The organism is Spirillospora sp. NPDC052269, from assembly GCF_040679435.1.
Classification (GTDB): Bacteria; Actinomycetota; Actinomycetes; order Streptosporangiales; family Streptosporangiaceae; genus Spirillospora.
Map to the genome: position 1 here is coordinate 55838 of NZ_JBFAUU010000027.1, position 15929 is coordinate 71766.

The following is a 15929-nucleotide window of genomic DNA, read 5'->3' on the forward strand; positions in this document are numbered from 1 at the left end:
TATGAGGGGTGTTCGCGTGTGAGGGATGTTCGCGTGCTGACATCGGCGGGTCGGACGAGCGTGTGCTGGGCGGGGCGCCGCGTGGTCGAGGAGGGCCTCGTCGCCGGTTCGGCGGGGAACATCAGCCTGCGCGTCCGGGACGGGGTGGTCGTCACCCCGGGCGGCGCCAGGCTCGACCGGCTGGTCGAGAACGACTGTCCCGTCCTCGAGGTGGACGGGCGCGTGGTGCTGGGCCTGCGGGAACCGTCGTCCGAGACGCCGATGCACCTGGCGATCTACCGCGAGACCGACGCGGGCGCGATCGTGCACACGCACTCGTCCGCCTGCGTGGCCGTCTCGGCCGTCCTGGACGAGCTGCCGCCGATCCACTACTACACGCTGAAGCTGGGCGGGATCATCCGGGTCGCGGAGTACGCGACGTACGGCACGCCCGAGCTGGCCCGCAACGTCGTCGCCGCGCTGGAGGGCGGACGGCGCGCGGCGCTCATGGCGAACCACGGCGCGGTCGCGCTCGGCGACGACCTGGACGGGGCGATCCAGAACGCGCTGCTCCTGGAGTGGCTGTGCGAGGTGTACCTGAGGGCGCGGGCGATAGGCGAGCCGCGGGTGCTGACGGACGCGCAGCTCGGCGAGGCGATGGAGCGGTTCGCGGGGCCCGGCTACGTCCGTCCCCGGGGTCCGGCGGTGGCGCGGTTCGTGGGGCCCGACGATGCCCCTCCCGCCTGAACTCCCGCCTGAACTCCCGCCCGAGCTCCGGGCTGTGTAACCTAGCGCTTGCTAGGTGACCCTGGAGTGAGGGGATGCCCATGTCCGACTTCGTCCTGGTCGAGCGGCCCCGTCCGCACGTCGCGCTCGTCACGCTGAACCGGCCCGAGCGGATGAACGCGATGGCGTTCGACGTCATGGTCCCCTTCCGCGACACGCTCGCCGCGCTGTCCCGCGACAACGACGTGCGCGCGGTCGTCGTCACCGGCGCCGGGCGCGGGTTCTGCTCGGGCGCCGACCAGGAGTCGCCCGGACACATCCCCGGCATCGACGGCCTCACCGTCTCCACGATCGCGCTCCGCTCGATGGAGCTGCTCGACGACGTGATCCGGACGCTGCGCCGCATGCACCAGCCCGTGATCGCGGCCGTGAACGGCCCGGCGATCGGCGGCGGGCTGTGCCTGGCGCTCGCCGCCGACATCAGGCTCGCCGCGTCCGGGGACGCCTACTTCCGCGCCGCCGGCATCAACAACGGCCTCACCGCGAGCGAGCTCGGCCTGTCCTACCTGCTGCCGCGCGCGATCGGGTCGTCCCGCGCGTTCGAGATCATGCTGTCCGGACGGGACGTCGACGCCGCCGAGGCCGAGCGCGTCGGCCTGGTCTCCCGGGCCGTCGAACCGGACAAGCTGCTGGACGCCTGCTACGAGCTCGCCGAGCGGATTATCGGGTTCAGCCGTCCCGGCGTCGAACTCACCAAGCGGATGCTGTGGGCGGGCCTGGACGCCGGAAGCCTGGAGGCGCACATGGACCACGAGGGCCTCGGGCAGCTGTTCGTCCGGCTCACCACCCGCAACTTCGAGGAGGCCACGGCGGCGCGCAAGCAGGGCCGTCCGCCCAGGTTCGACGACTGACCGCCGGACGCGCTGTGATCTGATGGACGGGTGCCGAGCCTCAGCCACCAGGACGCGCTCGCCCGCCTGGCCGCCGCGCCCGTCGCCCGCCTCGCCACCGTCTCGTCCGAGGCGGGAGGCCGTCCGCACCTCGTGCCGATCACGTTCGCCGTGTCCGCCGGCAGCGTCTTCACGGCCGTCGACCACAAGCCCAAGACCACCCGCGACCTGCGGCGTCTGGAGAACCTGCGGGCGAACCCGCACGCGTCCGTCCTCGCCGACCACTACGAGGACGACTGGGACCGGCTGTGGTGGGTCCGCGCGGACGGCCACGCCCACGTCATCACCGACCCGGACGCGATGGCCGTCCCGCTCGACCTGCTCGCCGCCCGCTACCCGCGCTACCGCGAACGGCGCCCGGACGGCCCGGTGATCGAGGTCGTCATCGACCATGTCGTGGGCTGGACGGCCTCGCTTTAGGCGCGGCGCCGGATCCTGTCCCGCTGGACGGCCGCGCTGATCGCGCTCAGGACGCCGAAGAGGGCGAAGAAGAAGGCTCCCACCGAGTTGGAGATCGTCCGGCTCCACTCGGCCTTCCCGCCCTCGGCCTGTACGAACGGGCCGACGTCACGCACCCGGACCTGCTGCCCGGCCCGGACGGACGACTCGTGCGCGCCGCGCAGCTCCCGGTTGCGCGCCTTGGGCGCGGCCAGGTCGTCGGCGGTGAAGCTGCCGTACCAGGAACACGGCCTGCAGTGGAACTCCTCGGCGACGAAGGTGCCGGGGCGCCCGTGCCCGGCGGCGGCCCGGCTCGTGGCGTTGCCCTGAGCGATGGCGCTCACCAGGCACAGGACCGACGCGGCGAGCAACGCCGCGGTCAGCACCAGGGTCGCCGCCAGCCCGGCCCACGGCCGCCATGCCCTCACCGGCGGGTCCGGCCGCTGTGCCTTCATCGGACGGCTCAGTCCCAGGCTTCGGCGACGGCGTGGAGGCGGTCGGCGTACTCGATGCGGGACGCCCATGCGGCGGGCCAGGCGTCCATGCCGAGGTGCGCCCCGGCGAAGGCCCCGGCCAGGCAGGCGATCGAGTCGGAGTCTCCGGAGCTGGCGGCGCCGCGCCAGATCGCCGACACCGGGTCGTCCGGGAACAGCAGGAAGCAGTAGAGCCCGGTCGCGAACGCCTCCTCGGCGATCCAGCCCGCGCCGGTCGCCTCGCAGGGGTCGTCGCTGCGGTCGGGACGGAGGAGCGCCGCGTCCAGGCGGTCGAGGACGGCCAGGCAGTCGTCCCAGCCGCGCGCGATGAAGGTCTCGGCGGACGAATCCTGGGAGTTCGTCCACATCGTCCCGAGCCATGCCTCGCGGTACACCAAGCGCTGCTCGTTCGCGCGCTGCCGGAGGGCCGCGGGGAGGTCGGCCGGGGCCATGCCGTCGGCGAGCCAGCGGGTCGCGAACGCCGTCAGCTCGCTCGCGGCGAGCGCGGTCGGGTGACCGTGCGTGAGCGCGGACTGGAGCTGCGCCGCGCCCGCCCGCTGGTCGTCGCTGAGGCCCGGCGCGAGGCCGACCGGGGTGACGCGCATGTTCGCGCCGCAGCCCTTGGACCCCATCAGCGTCGCCCGCTCCCAGGACAGGCCGCGGTCGAGCCCCTCGCAGGCCCGCAGGCAGGTGTTGCCGGGCGCGCGGTTGTTCTCGGGGTCGTGCAGCCAGTCGATGAACCGCCGCCGCCACATGGGCGTGATCAGGTCGGCGGTGAACGGCGGGTTCCGCAGCGCGTCGACCATCCCTTCGGCCACGGCCAGCGCCATCTGCGTGTCGTCGGTGACGAGCGCGGGCGTCCGCTCGAAGTCGCGTGGCCCGTCGAATCCGTACCGCTTGTGGATCCGCTTCATGTCGAGGAACTCGGTGGGCGCGCCCATGGCGTCCCCGTAGGCCAACCCGAACAGGCTCCCGCTCGCACGATTCACATGGTCATTGTGCCCCGGACGCGTAGATTCCGGGAGTCAGCCCGTAATAGCGGACGAACCAGCGGTGCATGTGGCTCTAGTCCACGAAGCCCGCGCGCGTTGTCGCTGCACCCGTGATGCCGACCAGGCCCGCCAGCCGGCGCCGGTGGTCGGCGGGCGGGCCGAACAGCTCCTGGGACGCCCTCGCCCGCTTGAAGTACAGGTGCGCGTCGTGCTCCCAGGTGAATCCGATGCCGCCGTGCAGCTGGATCGTCTCGCCTGTGACGTGGAAGTAGGCGTCCGAGCAGAACGCCTTGGCGAGCGCGGCGGCCGCCGGCAGCTCTTCCGGGGCGTTGTCGGCGGCGTCCACGGCGTTCAGCATGGCCGAGCGCGCCGACTCCACCTGGACGAACATGTCCGCACAGCGGTGCTTGACGGCTTGGAAGCTCCCGATGGCGCGTCCGAACTGCTTCCGCACCTTCACGTACTCGACCGTCATCTCCAGTGCGCGTTCGGCTCCGCCCACCTGCTCGGCTGCGAGCAGGGCGGCGGCCACGTCTCGTGCGCGGGCGAGGGCGGCGTCCCCGTCGTTCGTGAGGAGGCGGGCAGGCGTGTTCTCGAAGTCGAGCCGGGCGAGTTTGCGCGTCTGGTCGAGGGTGGGGAGCGGCGTTCTGGTGAGCCCTGGCGCGTCGCCGTCCGCCGCGAACAGGGCCGTCGTGCCGTTGTGCCTGGCCGTGACGAGGACGATGTCGGCCGTGTGGCCGTCCAGGACGTAGGTCTTCGTGCCGCTGAGGACGCCGTTCTCATAGGACATCGCGGGTGGAGCGTCCCAGCGGCCGTCCTCCGTCCAGGCGAGCGTCGCGATGGACGAGCCGTCCGCGATGCCCGCCAGGACGTCGCCCGCCCCGGCGGCCTCGGCGGCGGGCAGCGCGAGCCCGACCGTGGCGAGGAACGGGCCGCAGAACAGGACGCGCCCCATCTCCTCGAAGACGACGGCGAGCTCGCGCGCCCCGAACCCGGCCCCGCCGTGCTCCTCGGGGACGGCGAGCCCCTGAAGTCCCAGCTCGGAGGCCATCCGCCGCCACAGATCCCGGTCGAGGCCGTCGCGGGCCGCCATCAGCCGCCGCGCCTCGGCGACCGGCGCGCGCTCGGCGAGGAAGCGGCGCAGGGTGTCGCGCAGCTCCCGCAGGTCCTCGGTCTCGACCAGGCTCATCGTCCGCCTCCCGTATGTGGCCAAACGCTTGCTTGGCAAGCATACGGGTCAGGTGATGGACGTGTCGTCCAGGGTCTCCAGCAGGATCCGGAGCGAGGCGTCGAACTGCTCGCGCTGCTCGGGCGTCAGCGCCGACAGCAGCCGGGACACGTTCGCGACGTGCGGCCCCATCAGGCCGTCGATCAGCTCCAGTCCCTCCGGCGTGAGCTGGATGAACACCGAGCGCCGGTCGGCGGCCTCGCGCACCCGCTCGACCAGGCCCTTGGTCTCCAGCTTGTCGATCCGGTTGGTGATCGCCCCGGAGGTGACCATCGACGCCTTGAGCAGCGCCCCGGGCGTCAGCCGGTAGGGCGCGCCGGACCGGCGCAGCGTGGCGAGCATGTCGAACTCGTGGTTCTCCAGCCCGTGCTCGGCGTAGAAGGTGCGGTTGGCCTGCTGGAGCCGGTGCCGCAGCCGCGCGAGGCGGCCGTTCACCCCCATGGCCCAGGTGTCCAGGTCGGGACGCTCGCGCGCCCACTGATCGAGGATCGCGTCCATCGCGTCGCCCATGGCGAAGCCCTCCCCTGTGGCGGGTGTCTCAACATTAAGAGACTTGACGTTGAAGTGCTTCCATGTTTATATCTCAACGTTGAGATTATCAAGATGAAGGGGATAGGGCGATGGAATCCACGAAGGACAGGACCGTTCGGACACCGGCCCAAGCCCCCGAGAAGGTCCCGCTACGCCGCTGGCTGGGCGTGGGCGCGGTCGCGTCCGGGACGTTCGCGATGGTCACGCTCGAGCAGCTCCCCGTCGGCCTGCTCAGCTCGGTCGGCTCCGACCTGCACGTCTCCGAGGGTGTCGCGGGCCTCATGGTGACCGTCCCCGGCCTGGTCGCCTCGGCCGCCGCGCCCCTGCTGCCCGTCGCGATCCGCCGCCTCGACCGGCGCCTCGTCCTGATCGGGCTGATCTCCCTGATGGTCGTGGCGAACCTCCTCACCGCGATCGCCCCGAACTTCCCCACCCTGCTGGCCGCCCGCTTCCTGGTCGGCATCGGCATCGGCGGCTTCTGGGCGATGGCCGCGGGCATCGCCGTCCGTTTGGTCCCGTCCCACGCCGTCCCCAAGGCGACGGCCTTGACCTTCGGCGGCGCGACGGCGGCGAACGTCCTCGGCGTCCCGGCCGGGACATTGATCGGCAGCCTCACCGACTGGCGCATCGCGTTCGTCGCGGTCGCCGTGCTCGGCCTGCTGATCGTCGGGGCCCTGGTCGCCCTCCTGCCGTCCCTTCCGGCCGACGCCCCCGTCCGCCTGCGCGCCCTCGGCGAGCAACTGCGCGTCCCGGCCGTCCGGACCGGCATCCTGGCCACGTTCTTCCTGGTCAGCGGCAACTTCGCCGCCTTCACCTTCGTCAACCCGCTGCTGCGCGAGGTGGCCGGGCTCCCCAAGAACTCGGTCGGCGGGCTGCTCCTGCTCTTCGGCGCCGCCGGCATCGCGGGCAACTTCCTCGCCGGCATGATGCTCTCCCGCGACATCCGCCGGACGATCATCACCCTCAGCCTGACCCTCGCCGCCGTCCTCGCCCTGTTCCCGCTGATCGGCGCGAACCCCGTCGGCGGCGTCGTCCTCCTCGTCCTCTGGGGCCTGGCGTTCGGCGGCATCCCGGTCAGCGTCCAGACCTGGATCCTCCGCTCCGCCCCCGACGCGGCCGAGGCCGCGACCGCCCTCAACACCAGCCTCTTCAACCTGGCCATCGCCCTGGGCGCCCTCTTCGGCGGCCTGGTCGTCGACCACCTCGCCCTCCGGGGCGTCCTCTGGCTGGGCGCCGTCCTGATCCTCGGCACCTCCACCGCCGTCTACCGCGCCCGCAAGCACTAGCCGGCTTCCGCCACGAAGCGGTGACGGAACACCTCAACGGACAACACAGCGGCACCCTGGGGCCTGAGCCTCAGGGTGCCTTTCGCTGTTCTCGGCGAGGGCGGCCGGGACCGCGGCGTGCCAGTCGATCCGGTGGTGGAACGCGTGGTTCATGGTCTTCGCCGGGGCGGCGAAGGTTCTGGTTGCGATGGGCCAGACGAGCCGGAGCAGCGCGTTCGGGATCCGTCTGGTTCCCCGCTCCCGCTGAGCGCGCAGGGCCTGGGCCGCGATCGTCTCCACGTGGGGACGGCGCAGGCGCTGGTAGGCGCGGAAGGCGACGTCGAGCGTAGGCAGGTCACGCAGGCAGCGAGCCAGTTCGATGGCGCTTTCCAGGGCGAGCGCGCCCCCTTGGCCCGAGGCGGAGGACGGAGCGTGGGCGGCGTCCCCGACCAGCACCATGCGTCCTCGATGCCAGACGGGGAGCGAAGGCAGCATGACGGTCGATCCGATGACCGAGACCTGGTCGGGGTCGGTGCGGGTGAGCATGCGATGGCTGAACGGATCATCCGCGTAGAAGCGCCGGGCCTGCTCGAGGCATTCGGCGGCGGACCGCCCCAGGGCCCGGCCGGCGGGAAGGGCGCGGTCCAGCGGCAGTCGCGCGAACCATTCCGTGCGGTGGTCGGGACGGGGCCAGAAGGCGAGCGATCCCCGCCTGCCCAGGACGCCGCAGAGGGCTTCGGTGTTCTCGGGGACGCTCATGTCCGCCACACCGCTGAGCTCGAGCTGCGGCAGGTACCGGGGGACCGGGGCCTCGGGGTCGATCAGGACGCGTGCCGTGGAGTGGACGCCGTCCGCGCCGACGAGGATGTCGCCCGTGGCGGTGCTGCCGTCGGCGAACGTCGCGACGACTCCGTCCGGTGTCTGCTCGGCGGCGACCAGGTGTTTGCCGTGGCGGATCGGGACGCCCTCGGCGCGGGCCAGATCGGCCAGGGCGCGGAACAGGTCCGTCCGCCGGACGTTCACGGTGGACGAGGCGGAGGGCAGAGGACAGGTTCCGACCAGGCGGCCGCGGTTGTCGAACGCGGCCAGCCGGCCGGCCGGCCATCCGGACCGGCGCACGGCACCGGCCGCGCCGATGACGTCCAGCGCGTTCACGCCGTTGGGCCACAGGCTGATCAGGGTGTCCGCGCGCGGAGCGGAGTCCGCGCGCGGTCCCCTGTCGGTGCGCGCCTCGTACACCACGGATTCGACGCCTGCGCGCCGCAGCGCGACGGCGGCCGCCGGGCCTGCGATCCCTCCTCCGATGATCAGGGCTGTGCGGACTGCCGGCATGCGTGCTCCTTCTACGGGACGTTCAGGTCTCTCTTGGTCACCCGGTCACTTGGTCACCAGGTCACGGGGATCGCGCGGGGCATGCGGAACGCGGCTCCCTCAGTCCAGCGCAGGTCCTGGGCGGGGACGGCGAGGCGCAGCGCGGGAGAGCGGGCGGCCAGGGCGCCGACCGCCGCCTCGAGCTGCATCCGGGCGAGGCGGTTGCCGGGACAGAAGTGGGTGCCGTGCCCGAACCCGAGGTGCCCGGGGGTGTCGCGGCCGGGGGTGAAGGCGTCGGGCTCGGTGAAGGCGCCCGGGTCGTGGTTGGCCGCCTCCAGCGAGACCAGGACGAGTTCTCCCGCCTTGATCGCCAGGCCGTCCAGGTCGATGTCCTCCGTGGCGAGGCGCTTGGCCCCGCCGGTGGCCATCGGGGTGAAGCGGAGCAGTTCCTCGACGGTCTGCGGGACGAGCTCCGGGTCGTCCCGGACGGCCCGCAGGACGCCTGGGTGGCGGAGCAGCGTGACCAGGGCGCTCCCGAGGAAGCTGGACGACGTCCGGTACCCGGCCAGGAACATCGAGACGGCGAGGATCGCGAGGTCGCGCGGGTCGAGCGCGCCCCCGGCGGCGACCTGCTTGACCAGGTGGTCGCCGGGGGCCGCGGTGAGCTCGGGGAGGCGGCCCAGGAAGAACTGGTAGGTCTCCTCCTGGGCCGCGGACATGTCCGCGTTGCTGTACGGGCTGAGCTCGGGCCCCCACGACAGGATGACGTCGGCCCACGCGTTGAGCCGCGCCAGGTCGTCCGCGTCCAGCTCGCCGATGAGCGCCCGGCCGACGACCGCGGAGGGCAGCCGCCGGGCCAGGCCGTCCCAGAGGTCGGCGGGCGCGCCGTTCCGGACGAGTTCGTCGAGCAGGAGCACGGCCTGCTCGTTCGTCCACTCCTGGAGGAGCCGCACCGTGCGCGCTCCGAGCACGTCGGCGACCATCCGGTGCAGGCCGGCCGCCTTGAGCGTGGTGACGATGTCGCCCGTGCCCTCGGACGCCCGCAACGGCACCGGCTCCTGGCGCGGCGCGTCCGGTTCCAGGGCCGCGGTCAGGCTCAGCCGCGGATCGCCGAGGAGCCGCCGGGCCAGGTCGTAGCGGGTGACCAGCCAGGCCGGATCCCCGTTCACGGTGGTCACCCGGCGGGCGGGCGCGGGGTCCTCGCGCACCTCGGAGTACCGGGGGGCGACCTCGAAGCCCCAGTCGCCGAACGGGAAGGGGAGCGCGCCTTCGGACGCCGTGCTCTCAGACACCGACATGACCGGCCGCCTCGTCGTCCGCGCCGTCGATCCCGGCGCCCGGTCCGTCGGCGGGCGGGCGGGCGACGGCGTGCCCCTGCCGGGACGAGACGTCCAGGTGCGGCGAGTCGAACATCACCTCGGCCATGGGGAGCTGCTGGTGGTAGACGGCCACCGAGGAGGAGACGCCCATGAGCGTGGGGGTGTCGAGGCAGAACGGCATCTCGGCGACCAGGTAGTTCTTGCCCTCGTCGATCTGCTCGAAGGTGGGCTCCCGCTCCTTCAGGTAGACCTTCAGGACCTTCCGGCTGGCCTGCAGGAACACCTCCCGCAGGGCGGGGTCGGCGTCGACCGCGCGGTCGACCTGGGCGCGCAGGCCGGCGTAGACGGGCTGGTCGACGAAGTCCGACAGCAGGTGGATGCGCTGCTCGCTCCGCGGGACCCCGATCTCGTCCCAGGCGCGGGAGATGCGCCGGAAGGTCTTCCCGGACTTGTACCTGGCGTTGCTCCACGCCTTCTCGGGGGACTGGCCGAGGGCCTGGTAGGTGTGCACCAGCGACGCGTCGGGGACGATCGCGTCGACCCTGGCGAACGTGGCGCCGGCCCAGCGCAGCAGCGCCGACAGCCGCTCACGGTTGAAGTAGCCGTTGCCGGGGCTCACCCCGACGAGGACGTGCTCGGCCTTCTCGCACAGCCGCGCGCAGTTCTCCGTGTACGGCGTCATCGTGAACGGCGAAGTCGGGCTCTCCGCTGCGGTTTCCTGCATGGTGGGTACCTCCCGGGACGGCGACAACAACTCTCTGTATCTCTAGAATCACGTTCAGTTAAACCGTCGGGCAATTCGCTGCCGCCCCAGGACGCGACACGCGCCACGTGTGTCCCGAGTAACGGTTTGAACGCCGCGCCCTCCGCGCGGGCCCCCGGCTCGCGGGCCGTCCGGGCCGCTCACTCACTCCGCCGCCACACTGCCTGAACGCCCAGGTCAGCGTGCTCTGGCCATGCCTGCTTTCTGGCGTTGTGGGTAGGCATCCCACACTGGAGGAGCGTGATGCGACTCGGAGTGCGTCCGAGTGGTGTCTCCTACCCCGCCCTCCCAGGGCCTTGAGCGATCCGATCGAGCGTCGCGTTGGCGAGGGGGCGGCGTTCGGCCTTTCGCCGGGGTGAGATGCGCAGGATGCCGCTGACGGTCGGTTGGTACAGGACGCCGGACGGGTTGCTCGCCCCGGCCAGCTGGAAGGTCTCGTACGCCACGCCCGAGCCCAGTGGGGTGATGCGGACGGTCTTCCCGGTGGACGCGTCGACGGCCGTCAGCGCGAACGACGACGTGAGCCCGTCCATCGTGCGCTGGACGGTGTAGACGTGGCCGTCCCGCGCGGACAGGGTCGGCACGGCGGCGGACGGGACGGGGTTCGTCCACGCGACCTTGCAGCCCTTGCCGTGGTGCCGGACGTCGACGCGGGTCAGGCCGCCGGGCAGCGCGGCCGGCGGATCGCCGCTCGTGTAGTCGTAGCCGTACGTGTTGGAGATGATCACGCTGCGTCCGACGGTGATCGGGGCGTCCTCGGCCGCGCTGCGCCCGGCGGCGAAGAGCGGGACGCGGCAGACCTGCCGGGCGTGGCCGGACCTCCGGTCCAGCCGGTAGACCAGCAGGTGCTCGCGCGGGACGGCGTTGTCGGCGATGGCCAGGTAGCGACCGCCTCCTCGTCCGGAGACGTCGTCTTGGTGTCCGAAGAAGGACGGCGGCGTTCCCGTTCCCCAGCTCAGGCGGCCGGGCTGCCGGCCCGGACCTCGGTCGTACGGGAGCCGGGCCGTGACGACCGGCGTTCCGTCCGGCTTGGCGCGCATGACGTACAGCGCATGGTCGGACGGGACGGCCACCCCGACTCGGGCCGACGAGATCGCGTTGGCGACCCGCTCGCCCTTCGGCAGCGCCAGGACATGGACGACGCCGGACGTGAGCGTCCCGACCGTCCCGTTCGCCGACGAGAACCAGACGCGGCCGTCGAATCCCGGGGCCACGCTCTCGATGTGATCAGGAGTGGCCACCGCGCGGCTGACGTCCCAGTCGTCCGTCGTCCGGAACGTCCAGAATCCTGATGGGGACTGCGTGTGCGTGACTCGCAGGATGTGGTCGGCGCCGTCGCCCAGGACCGCGCGGTCCTGGGCGTCCAGGTACATGGGGGAGTCGTCGGGGCGGTCGCTCGGAGGGAGGCGCATCGACGCGAGGACGGTCAGGCCGCTCGGGTCGAGCAGCCGTAGTTCGCCGTGCCGGGTGGCGTGGTCGGCGCAGTAGGCGACCGGGTATCCGTGGCTGTCCAGCAGGACGGTCGGGCAGATCGCCCCGGACGTCACGAGCTCGGCACGCATCGAGTCGGCCTCAGGACCGGGCTGGGGCGAGGCGCCGGAGGCGTCGGTGGCGGAGGCGGGGGGGAGCGGCGAGAGTCAGCGTCGCGAAGAGAAGGGCGGCTGCCTTGTTCCTCACGCGCTCCTCCTGCCCGACCACGTCCCAGGTCTAACCCGGGGAGCGGGCCGTGTCCGGGCAGGATGACCGGAATCTGACCAGAAGGTCAGCCGTAGCGCCGCATTTCGTGGAAGAAGCCCGGGACCTCCTGGAGCTCGCCGGACGCCGTGACGTGGTCGTACACGTGGCGGGCGACGGCCAGGTCGAGGACGCCGAGGCCGAACGGGGAGAAGACGACGGGCCTGTCCGCGGGCGGGACGACCTTCCCGACGAGCACGTCGTACAGGTCGCCCGCCACGAAGTCGCGGTGTCCGACCCGCTGTTCGGCCAGGTGGGGGGACGTGTTGGCCTTCATGCAGTGCTCGACGTCGTCGACCACGTTGCAGGACGCGAGGATGATCTCGGGGGACAGGTCGCGCAGCGACACGTGCAGCACGAGCGGGTTGTGCGCGAACCAGGCCGGGTCGTGGACGTGCGGCTCGCCCGCGACCGTCGCGAAGACGATCAGGTCGGACGAGGTGACCAGGTCCTCCGCCGATCCGTGGACGGTGATCTCGCCGGTCTCGGTGCGTCCCAGGTACTCCTTGAAGCCCTTGGCGTGCTCCGGCTTCAGGTCGAAGACGCCCAGCTCGTCGAACGCGAAGCCGTTCGCGGCCAGGTAGGTGTGGATGTACCGGGCGATCAGGCCGACGCCGAAGAACCCGACCCGACGCGGGCGGACGCCCCGGGCGTCGGCGATCCGGGCGGCGGCGAGCGCGGCGGACGCGGCGGTGCGGGCCGCGCTGATGATGGACGACTCCAGGCACGCGAACGGGTATCCGGTCGCGGTGTCGTTCAGGATCAGCACGGCCGAGGCGCGCGGGACGCCGTTCTCGACGTTCCCCGGGAACGACGAGATCCACTTGATGCCGTGCGCGTTCACCTCGCCCTTCACCGACGCGGGCAGGGCGATGATGCGGTTGGCGGGCTGGTCCGGGAAGCGCAGGAAGTAGGAGTCCGGGTTGACCGTCGCGCCCTCGCCGTGCAGCCGGTAGGCCGCCTCGACCATGGCGGTGACCTCGGGTTCGCGGCCGTGCACGGCGTCGTGCACCTGCGCGCCGGAGATCACGGCGAAGGACGGGGTCTGGGACATCAGGGGGAGCTCCTCTGCGGTTTCGTGCGAATCTGCGGTCTCGTGCGAGGGTTTCGCGAATCGGGGGTCAGGGGCGGACGCCGAGGACGTCGACGTCCCGCACCGCCCCGGGGGCGGCGGGCAGGTCGGGGAAGTGCTCGGCGAGCCAGCCCTCCTCGTAGATCGAGTCGAGGTAGCGCTCGCCGAGGTCGGGGGCGATGGCGACGGCGACCGGGCGCCGGCCCCCGGAGGGATGCCGGGCGGCGAGCCAGCGGGCGGCGCCGGAGACGACCGTCCCGGTGGAGCCGCCGAACAGGAAGCCGCGCGAGGACAGCCGGTGGACGGTCCGGATCGTGTCGGTCTCGGGGACGTGCACGACGTCGTCGACGTACGACTCGTCCACCAGGGCCGGGCGGGCGCTGGTGCCGAGGCCGGGGACCATGCGGCGTTCGGGGACGCCGCCGAAGGTGACCGAGCCGACCGCGTCGATCGCGACGATCGTGACGGGGCGGCCGCGTTCGCGGAAGTAGCGGGCGCAGCCCATGAGGGTCCCGGTGGTGCCCGCTCCGACGAACAGGACATCCAGGTCCGGGAAGCGGCGGTCGATCGCGGGGGCGGTGCCGTTGTAGTGGGCGAGCCAGTTGTCGCGGTTGGCGTACTGGTTCAGCCAGATGTGGTCGGGGCATTCGGCGCAGAGCCGCCGGACGTGCGCGATGCGGCTGGCGAGGTAGCCGCCGTTGGCGTCCTGGTCGTCGATGACCAGGACCTCGGCGCCGAGGGCGCGCATCATCCGCACGGAGGCGGGGTTGCAGCGCGGGTCGGTGACGCACAGGAAGCGGTAGCCGCGGTCGGCGGCGATGACGCTGAGCGCGACGCCGAGGTTGCCCGAGGACGACTCGACGATCGTGGAGCCGGGGCGCAGCAGGCCGTCCCGCTCGGCCGCCTCCACCATCGCGGCGGCGGCCTTGAGCTTCACCGAGCCGGCGAAGTTGAACCCCTCGCACTTGAGGAACAGCGGGACGTCGAGCACGGGACCGAGGTCCACGTAGAGGTCCTCGACGTTGAAGTCCTGCGGCGAGGTGATGATGGGCACGCTGCCACCCTGGGGAGAAAACCGATCTCGTTGGCCGGAGGAAGCGGGGAGGACACCATGGCGAAAGGGTTGGGAAGGCCCTTCGCCGATCCGTTGTACGAATGGCTCGAACGCAATTTCCGGCCGTTCTCCAGCTGCTCCGAACTGTGCCGCGATCATCGGGTCGAACCGTCGGCGGAGCATCACGGTACCTAGCTGCATGTTCTGCCGCAACCCCCGGCTTACCGGCCGGTAGTGTGTATATGCAACAGAAACCCGGCAGGACTGGCCGGGGTCGGACATAAGCTTCTCCCGCGCTGCGAACCGGATCCGAACAGGCGGATTATCCGGTGATGACGGGTGAGCGCCGCCACACCACGGAGGGTGACGATGAACGCTGGACCGCCGGTCCACGAGCGCCTGCTGCCGGTCGAGGCGCTGCCGGTGCTGGACGTCCCGTCCGGGGAGATCGCGCGCGCCCGCGCGCTGGCCGCGCGGCACGGCATGGTCCGCGACCGGGGCCTCGACATCGACGCCCCGGTGATCGCCCGGGTCGAGCGGTTCGCCGCGGAGGGTGACCGTCCGGCGGTGGCCGACGGGCGCCGGGAGCTCAGCTACGCCGAGCTGGCCGTCGAGGCGCGGCGGTTCGCCTCCCTGCTGGAGCGCGAGGGCGTCGAGCCCGGCACGGTCGTCGGCGTCGGCGGTGAGCGGAGCATCGAGGTGCTGGCCGCGTTCCTGGCATTGGAGCTGGTCGGAGCGCTGTACGTGCCCGCCGACGGGAGCTGGCCGGCCGGACGCGTCCGGGACGTCCTGGACCAGGCGGGCGCGACACTGCTGATCACCGTGGAGGACGAGACACCCGCCGCGCTGCGCGAGGGCGCCGAGGCCGCGGGCTGCCGCATCGTCCCGGCGAGCGAGGCCCGGGGGTGCGAGCCGTGGCAGGGCGAGGCCCGGCTGGAGTCGCTCGACCAGCCCCGGTACGTGCTGTTCACCTCGGGGTCCACGGGCCGTCCCAAGGGGGCGGTCGTGGAGCACCGGGGGATGGTCAACCACCTCTGGGCCAAGATCGTCGACCTGGGCATGACCGGGGACGACGTGCTCGCGATGACCTCGCCGCTCGGCTTCGACATCTCGGTCTGGCAGATGGTCTGCCCGCTGCTGCTCGGCGGCCGGGTCGAGATCGTCCCGGACGCGGTGGCGCACGACCAGGTCGCCTTCGCCCGCGCCGTGGACGACCGGGGCATCACGGTCGTCGAGCTCGTCCCGACCATGGTCCGGCACCTGCTGGACGACCTGCCCGACGCGCCCGCGGGCTCGCTCGGCGGGCTGCGCTGGATGATCGCGACCGGCGAGGAGCTGCCCGCCGAGCTGTCCCGGCGCTGGCTGGAGGCGATGCCGCACGCCGGGCTGCTCAACGCCTACGGCCCGACCGAGTGCTCCGACGACGTCACCCACCACTCCGTCACGGCCCCTGACCTGGAACTTCTCCGGCTGCCGATCGGGTCGCCGATCGTGAACTCGCGGCTGTACGTGCTGCGCGCCACCGAGGACGGCGCGTGGGCGGCGTGCGACGTGGACGAGGTGGGGGAGCTGTTCGTCGGCGGGATCTGCGTCGGGCGCGGCTACCTCGGCGACCCCGACCGCACCCGTGCCGCGTTCTTCCGGGACCCGTTCGAGAACTCGCCCACCGGGCGCCTCTACCGGACCGGGGACGCCGTCCGGCTGCTGCCCGCCGGCGCGGGCGGCGAGGACCGGCCCGTCCTGCAGTACCTCGGCCGGGTCGACCGGCAGGTCAAGATCGCCGGGGTGCGGATGGAGCTGGGCGAGATCGAGGCGGTCCTGCAGCGGCATCCGGGGGTCGGCGCGGCGGCCGTCGTGGTGCACGAGTTCGATCACGCAGGGTAGCGGGGTTGGCAGGTTTCGGTGGCGACAGATCGTCACATCCTGCATGTCCGTGTTCACGCAGCGAACGTTCAGGCGTCGCGATTTGTCACTTCCGTGAGTGATTTCAGAGGTCAAGTTCTACTTTCGGGGGGATTGCGGGGCATGTGACGGGCTGGTTAACTGAGCCCCTGCTACTCCTGAGTAGAGGTGCGGGTCGAGGGAACCTCGGCA

At 72.1% G+C, this 15929-nt stretch carries 15 protein-coding genes; 5 read left to right on the forward strand and 10 right to left on the reverse strand.

Going from position 1 to position 15929, the window contains the following annotated elements; all coding sequences use genetic code 11:
• Nucleotides 1-33: 33 nt before the first annotated feature.
• The 3 genes from AB0L06_RS39605 (at nt 34) to AB0L06_RS39615 (ending at nt 2075) form a co-directional block, all read left to right on the forward strand.
• Nucleotides 34-726 (forward strand): class II aldolase/adducin family protein, encoded by a 693-nt coding sequence (locus AB0L06_RS39605; RefSeq protein ID WP_500236451.1) that lies wholly within the window; start codon nt 34-36, stop codon nt 724-726.
• A gap of 80 nt (nt 727-806) precedes the next feature.
• Complete coding sequence (locus AB0L06_RS39610) at nt 807-1616, forward strand: enoyl-CoA hydratase (protein ID WP_500236453.1); 810 nt, start codon at nt 807-809, stop codon at nt 1614-1616.
• 30 nt (nt 1617-1646) lie between these two features.
• A complete protein-coding gene (locus tag AB0L06_RS39615) occupies nt 1647-2075 on the forward strand; it encodes a TIGR03668 family PPOX class F420-dependent oxidoreductase (RefSeq protein WP_500236455.1) in 429 nt (142 codons plus the stop codon).
• Here AB0L06_RS39615 and AB0L06_RS39620 read toward each other — a convergent pair.
• The 4 genes from AB0L06_RS39620 to AB0L06_RS39635 all read right to left on the reverse strand — a co-directional run bounded on the left by AB0L06_RS39620 (nt 2072) and on the right by AB0L06_RS39635 (nt 5296).
• Nucleotides 2072-2548, reverse strand: coding sequence for a hypothetical protein (locus tag AB0L06_RS39620; protein WP_500236456.1), 477 nt, complete (start codon nt 2546-2548; stop codon nt 2072-2074). The genes AB0L06_RS39615 and AB0L06_RS39620 overlap by 4 nt on opposite strands.
• Nucleotides 2549-2556: 8 nt before the next feature.
• Nucleotides 2557-3555: an ADP-ribosylglycohydrolase family protein gene (locus AB0L06_RS39625; protein WP_500236457.1), complete on the reverse strand. Its 999-nt coding sequence runs from the start codon at nt 3553-3555 to the stop codon at nt 2557-2559.
• 76 nt (nt 3556-3631) lie between these two features.
• Entirely contained in the window at nt 3632-4747 is a 1116-nt protein-coding gene (locus AB0L06_RS39630; RefSeq protein WP_500236458.1) for an acyl-CoA dehydrogenase family protein, read from the reverse strand.
• 48 nt (nt 4748-4795) lie between these two features.
• Nucleotides 4796-5296 (reverse strand): MarR family winged helix-turn-helix transcriptional regulator, encoded by a 501-nt coding sequence (locus AB0L06_RS39635; protein WP_500236460.1) that lies wholly within the window; start codon nt 5294-5296, stop codon nt 4796-4798.
• Nucleotides 5297-5406: 110 nt separating this feature from the next.
• Between AB0L06_RS39635 and AB0L06_RS39640 the strand changes: the two genes are divergently transcribed.
• Complete coding sequence (locus tag AB0L06_RS39640; RefSeq protein WP_500236461.1) at nt 5407-6603, forward strand: MFS transporter; 1197 nt, start codon at nt 5407-5409, stop codon at nt 6601-6603.
• A 33-nt stretch (nt 6604-6636) separates the two neighbouring features.
• Here the strand turns inward: AB0L06_RS39640 and AB0L06_RS39645 are convergent, their stop codons facing one another.
• From AB0L06_RS39645 to sbnA, 6 genes are all read right to left on the reverse strand, one after another.
• Nucleotides 6637-7914, reverse strand: a complete 1278-nt coding sequence (locus AB0L06_RS39645) for an FAD-dependent monooxygenase (RefSeq protein WP_500236463.1) — start codon at nt 7912-7914, stop codon at nt 6637-6639.
• Between the two features lie 53 nt (nt 7915-7967).
• A complete protein-coding gene (locus AB0L06_RS39650; protein ID WP_500236464.1) occupies nt 7968-9191 on the reverse strand; it encodes a cytochrome P450 in 1224 nt (407 codons plus the stop codon).
• Nucleotides 9178-9936 (reverse strand): tRNA-dependent cyclodipeptide synthase, encoded by a 759-nt coding sequence (locus AB0L06_RS39655; RefSeq protein ID WP_500236466.1) that lies wholly within the window; start codon nt 9934-9936, stop codon nt 9178-9180. The genes AB0L06_RS39650 and AB0L06_RS39655 overlap by 14 nt, the downstream gene beginning before the upstream one ends.
• Before the next feature lie 314 nt (nt 9937-10250).
• On the reverse strand, nt 10251-11537 hold the full coding sequence (locus AB0L06_RS39660) for a hypothetical protein (RefSeq protein ID WP_500236468.1): 1287 nt from the start codon (nt 11535-11537) through the stop codon (nt 10251-10253).
• Between the two features lie 200 nt (nt 11538-11737).
• Complete coding sequence (gene sbnB, locus AB0L06_RS39665; protein ID WP_500236469.1) at nt 11738-12763, reverse strand: 2,3-diaminopropionate biosynthesis protein SbnB; 1026 nt, start codon at nt 12761-12763, stop codon at nt 11738-11740.
• A gap of 67 nt (nt 12764-12830) precedes the next feature.
• Nucleotides 12831-13835, reverse strand: a complete 1005-nt coding sequence (gene sbnA, locus AB0L06_RS39670; protein ID WP_500236471.1) for a 2,3-diaminopropionate biosynthesis protein SbnA — start codon at nt 13833-13835, stop codon at nt 12831-12833.
• A 369-nt stretch (nt 13836-14204) separates the two neighbouring features.
• Between sbnA and AB0L06_RS39675 the strand changes: the two genes are divergently transcribed.
• Nucleotides 14205-15719, forward strand: a complete 1515-nt coding sequence (locus AB0L06_RS39675; RefSeq protein WP_500236473.1) for an amino acid adenylation domain-containing protein — start codon at nt 14205-14207, stop codon at nt 15717-15719.
• Nucleotides 15720-15929 lie beyond the last annotated feature (210 nt).